Raw genomic sequence first — 3,663 nt, 5'->3', positions numbered from 1 at the left:
TGTCCAAACCGGAAAGCGCGGGCATGTGGATGTCCAGGAAGACCGCGTCCACGGATTCCGTTTCGAGGGCGCTGAGGCTTCGGCGCCCGAGATTGCGCGGTGGATTGCGCCGATACGCTCGTCCCGGCCCAGCAGGAAGGCGAGCTCTTCAACCGCCGGGAGCTCGTCGTCGGCGACGAGTACGTTGATCATGGTTATAGATTAGCCTCAGGCATCATGGCTCGGCTGGGACTTTGGCACGCGGATGGTGATCAAGGTGCCCTCGCCCGGTGCGGTTTCGATGACGAGGCCGTGTTCGTCCCCGTAGACCTGCCGAAGGCGGGCATCGACGTTTCGCAGTCCAACATGGTCGCCGTCGGCGTGTCCCGCCAGGACCGAGCGCAGGTGTTCCGGATCAATGCCCACGCCGTCGTCCTCGATGGTGACCTCCGCGAAAGCGCCGGAGTCGTTGGCGCAGATGGTGATGTGCCCGGGTCCTTCCTTCGCTTCAAGCCCATGGCGCACGGCGTTTTCCACGAGCGGTTGCAGGCTCAGGAAGGGAATCACCGTGCTCAGGACTTCGGGCGCGATCCTGAGGCTCACTTGTACCCGGTCTCCGAAGCGTGCCTTCTCCAACAGCAAGTAGCGGTCGATGCTCCGGAGTTCTTCCGCCAAGGTGGTGAAATCCCCGTGGCGGCGGAAGGAGTACCGAGTGAAATCCGCGAACTCGACCACCAACTCGCGTGCCCTGGCGGGATCGGTGTTGATGAACGACGCAATGGCGTTGAGCGAGTTGTAGATGAAGTGGGGGCTGATTTGTGCGCGCAGGGCCCGGACTTCGGCCTCCATGAGCAAGGTGCGGGAAGCGTCGAGTTCGGCCAACTCCACTTGCACCGCCACCCAGTCGGCCAGCTCGCTTGTCGCCCGGACCAACCCCGCACCGGTTTGCGGCGCGAAGGCGGCGACCGCCCCCACCACGCGGTTTCCGGCCCTGATCGGTGCCACGACGGCGTTCAGCTCGTGCGACGCCGGGACAACCACGGTCCGTCCGTCGGAGAGAACCCCGGAGGCGAGCTCCATCAGGGAGGCTTTGAGTTCTTCCGCCGCGCCATCCCACGCCAGGACTGACTCGGTGTCGGTGATCGCCAGGGCGTCGCAGCCAAGCAGGGAACGCAATTGCTTGCTTGCCTTGGCAGCTCCCGCCGCGTGGAGCCCGGTGCGCAGGTGCTGTCCAGCGCGCGACGCCGCGTGCAGGGTTTGGTAGGTGGCCCTCTCGGCGTCTGTTCCCAGCTCGCGGAAGGAACGGATCACCTTGAGGCCGACCCCGACGACGATCGCCACGGCGAGCACGATGACCGCAATGGCGGCGGCGGTGACGAGCGGGGAATCCGGCATGGAGCAAGACTAGCGAACCCGCCGTTCGGCGCAGCAACGTGTCCGCTGGGCGACGCCTATGCCGGGAAATCTGGAAGTGGCGCAGTTGCCCGGCGGATAGTGATTCCAGTCACATCGGCCAGGAGTGTGTGGTCGATGTAGACGTCCACAACCAGGAGGAAGCCATGGGTAACGAGGCCCAGACACCGGACGCAGCGGCGTCCGTTGATTTCCAGGAAGTCCAGCAAACGGGGCAGTTTCAGGAGCTTCGCAAGCGCCACCGCAGTTTTGTCTTTCCAATGGCCATCGCATTCCTGCTTTGGTACTTCGCTTACGTCCTGCTGGCTGACTACGCGGTGGGCTTCATGTCCACCAAGCTGTGGGGCAACATCAACGTCGGCCTGGTCTTGGGCCTGCTGCAGTTCGTCTCAACTTTCGGAATTACGGGCTGGTACGTTCACTACTCCAACCGGAAGCTGGACCCGATAGCCACGGAAATCCGGAATGAGATCGAGGGCCATGAGTTCGACAAGGGCAGCACCGTGAGGGGGGCGGCGAAATGAGTGCCATGGTCCCGATGGTCAACGTTGCCGCGCTGAAGGACACCACGCTGTTGAACATGGGTATCTTCGCCCTGTTCGTCCTGGTCACCATGGTGATCGTCTTCCGGGCCAGCCGGAACAACAAAACGGCTGCCGACTACTATGCCGCCGGGCGCTCGTTCACCGGTTCGCAGAACGGCACCGCCATCGCCGGCGACTACCTCTCCGCGGCCTCCTTCCTCGGGATCACCGGGGCGATCGCCGTCAACGGCTACGACGGCTTCCTATATTCGATCGGGTTCCTCGTCGCATGGCTTGTCGCGTTGCTGCTTGTCGCGGAACTCATGCGCAACACGGGTAAGTTCACCATGGCCGATGTGCTTTCCTTCCGGCTGCGCCAGCGCCCGGTGCGGATCGCCGCGGCCCTCACGACTTTGGTCGTCTGCTTTTTCTACCTGCTGGCGCAGATGGCCGGCGCCGGAAGCCTCATTTCCTTGCTCTTGGGCATCGGCGACTGGGGCGGACAAGCCCTGGTGATCGTCGTCGTCGGCGCCTCATGATCATGTACGTGCTGATCGGCGGAATGAAGGGCACCACCTGGGTCCAGATCATCAAGGCCGTGCTGCTCATCTGCGGTGCGGCAGTCATGACGCTCTGGGTGCTGTCCATCTACGGCTTCAACCTGTCCAACCTGTTGGGTGCCGCAGCGGATACCGCCAAGAACCCCAACGTGCTGAACCCCGGCCTGCAGTACGGCAAGACCGACACGTCCAAGCTCGATTTCCTGTCCCTTGGGATGGCGCTCGTCCTCGGCACAGCCGCCCTGCCACACGTGCTGATGCGCTTCTACACCGTGCCAACGGCCAAGGAAGCCCGCAAATCGGTGGTCTGGTCCATCTGGCTGATCGGGTTGTTCTACCTGTTTACCCTGGTCCTCGGCTACGGCGCGGCAGCCCTCGTTGGAGCCGACACCATCAAATCGGCCCCGGGCGGGGTGAACTCCGCGGCGCCGCTCCTGGCGTTCCACTTGGGCGGGCCGTTGCTGCTCGGCTTCATCTCGGCCGTCGCGTTCGCCACGATCCTGGCGGTGGTGGCGGGTTTGACCATCACGGCGGCGGCGTCGTTCGCCCACGATATCTATGCGAACGTCATTTCCAAGGGCAAAGCCGGCGCCGGAACCGAGGTAAAAGTGGCCCGGCGGACTGTGGTGGTCATCGGGGTCCTTGCGATCATTGGCGGTATTTTCGCCAATGGGCAGAACGTAGCGTTCCTCGTTGCCCTCGCTTTCGCAGTGGCGGCGTCCGCGAATTTGCCGACCATCCTCTACTCCCTGTTCTGGAAGAAGTTCACCACCCAGGGCGCCACCTGGAGCATGTACGGCGGACTTGCGGCGGCCATCATCCTGATTGCCTTGTCGCCGGTTGTTTCCGGCGCCAAGACGTCCATGATCCCGGGTGCCAACTTCGCTGTCTTCCCGCTGAGCAACCCGGGAATCGTGTCCATCCCACTCGCCTTCCTGCTCGGCTGGCTCGGAACCGTGGTGGACAAGCGGCGCGAAGACACGGCAAAGCAGGCCGAGATGGAAGTCCGCTCCCTGACCGGCGTCGGAGCCGAGAAAGCGGTGAACCACTAGGAGTACCCGTCCGACGCGCGCTCACAAACAAGGCCCTTCGGAGTGACGCTCGCTCACAAACAAGGCCAAATGGCGGATCCCTCCTGCAGAAAGATCTGCAGGAGGGATCCACATTTTCACCAAAAGGTGAGCGGG

3 protein-coding genes and 2 pseudogenes are annotated in these 3,663 nt (G+C 63.4%); 2 read left to right on the top strand and 3 right to left on the bottom strand.

Annotated elements, in window-relative coordinates:
- The 3 genes and pseudogenes from AHiyo1_RS26200 to AHiyo1_RS24490 all read right to left on the bottom strand — a co-directional run.
- Positions 1-192 (bottom strand): annotated as a pseudogene (locus AHiyo1_RS26200) (LytR/AlgR family response regulator transcription factor); the annotation flags it as partial.
- Between the two features lie 15 nt (positions 193-207).
- Positions 208-1,374: a histidine kinase gene (locus AHiyo1_RS05270; RefSeq protein WP_059387840.1), complete on the bottom strand. Its 1,167-nt coding sequence runs from the start codon at positions 1,372-1,374 to the stop codon at positions 208-210.
- Between the two features lie 56 nt (positions 1,375-1,430).
- A complete protein-coding gene (locus tag AHiyo1_RS24490) occupies positions 1,431-1,634 on the bottom strand; it encodes a hypothetical protein (protein ID WP_172465497.1) in 204 nt (67 codons plus the stop codon).
- Here AHiyo1_RS24490 and AHiyo1_RS05265 point away from each other — a divergent pair.
- Together AHiyo1_RS05265 and AHiyo1_RS05260 are read left to right on the top strand one after the other, a co-directional pair.
- Positions 1,539-1,916, top strand: coding sequence for a DUF485 domain-containing protein (locus tag AHiyo1_RS05265; RefSeq protein WP_059387841.1), 378 nt, complete (start codon positions 1,539-1,541; stop codon positions 1,914-1,916). The two genes, AHiyo1_RS24490 and AHiyo1_RS05265, sit on opposite strands and share 96 nt — an antisense overlap.
- A pseudogene (locus AHiyo1_RS05260) lies at positions 1,913-3,528 on the top strand (solute symporter family protein). Before AHiyo1_RS05265 ends, AHiyo1_RS05260 begins: the two are co-directional and overlap by 4 nt.
- Positions 3,529-3,663: the final 135 nt, after the last annotated feature.

It is taken from the genome of Arthrobacter sp. Hiyo1 (assembly GCF_001263615.2).
Lineage (GTDB): Bacteria > Actinomycetota > Actinomycetes > Actinomycetales > Micrococcaceae > Arthrobacter.
Note: the sequence above shows the minus strand (reverse complement) of the source record. Positions and strands in the feature narration are given on the sequence as shown.

What these genes read in the sequence shown, in the direction of transcription:
- AHiyo1_RS05265 (WP_059387841.1), top strand. Translation starts at nt 1,539, where the DNA reads ATGGGTAACGAGGCCCAGACACCGGACGCAGCGGCGTCCGTTGATTTC.
- AHiyo1_RS05270 (WP_059387840.1), bottom strand. Translation starts at nt 1,374, where the DNA reads ATGCCGGATTCCCCGCTCGTCACCGCCGCCGCCATTGCGGTCATCGTG.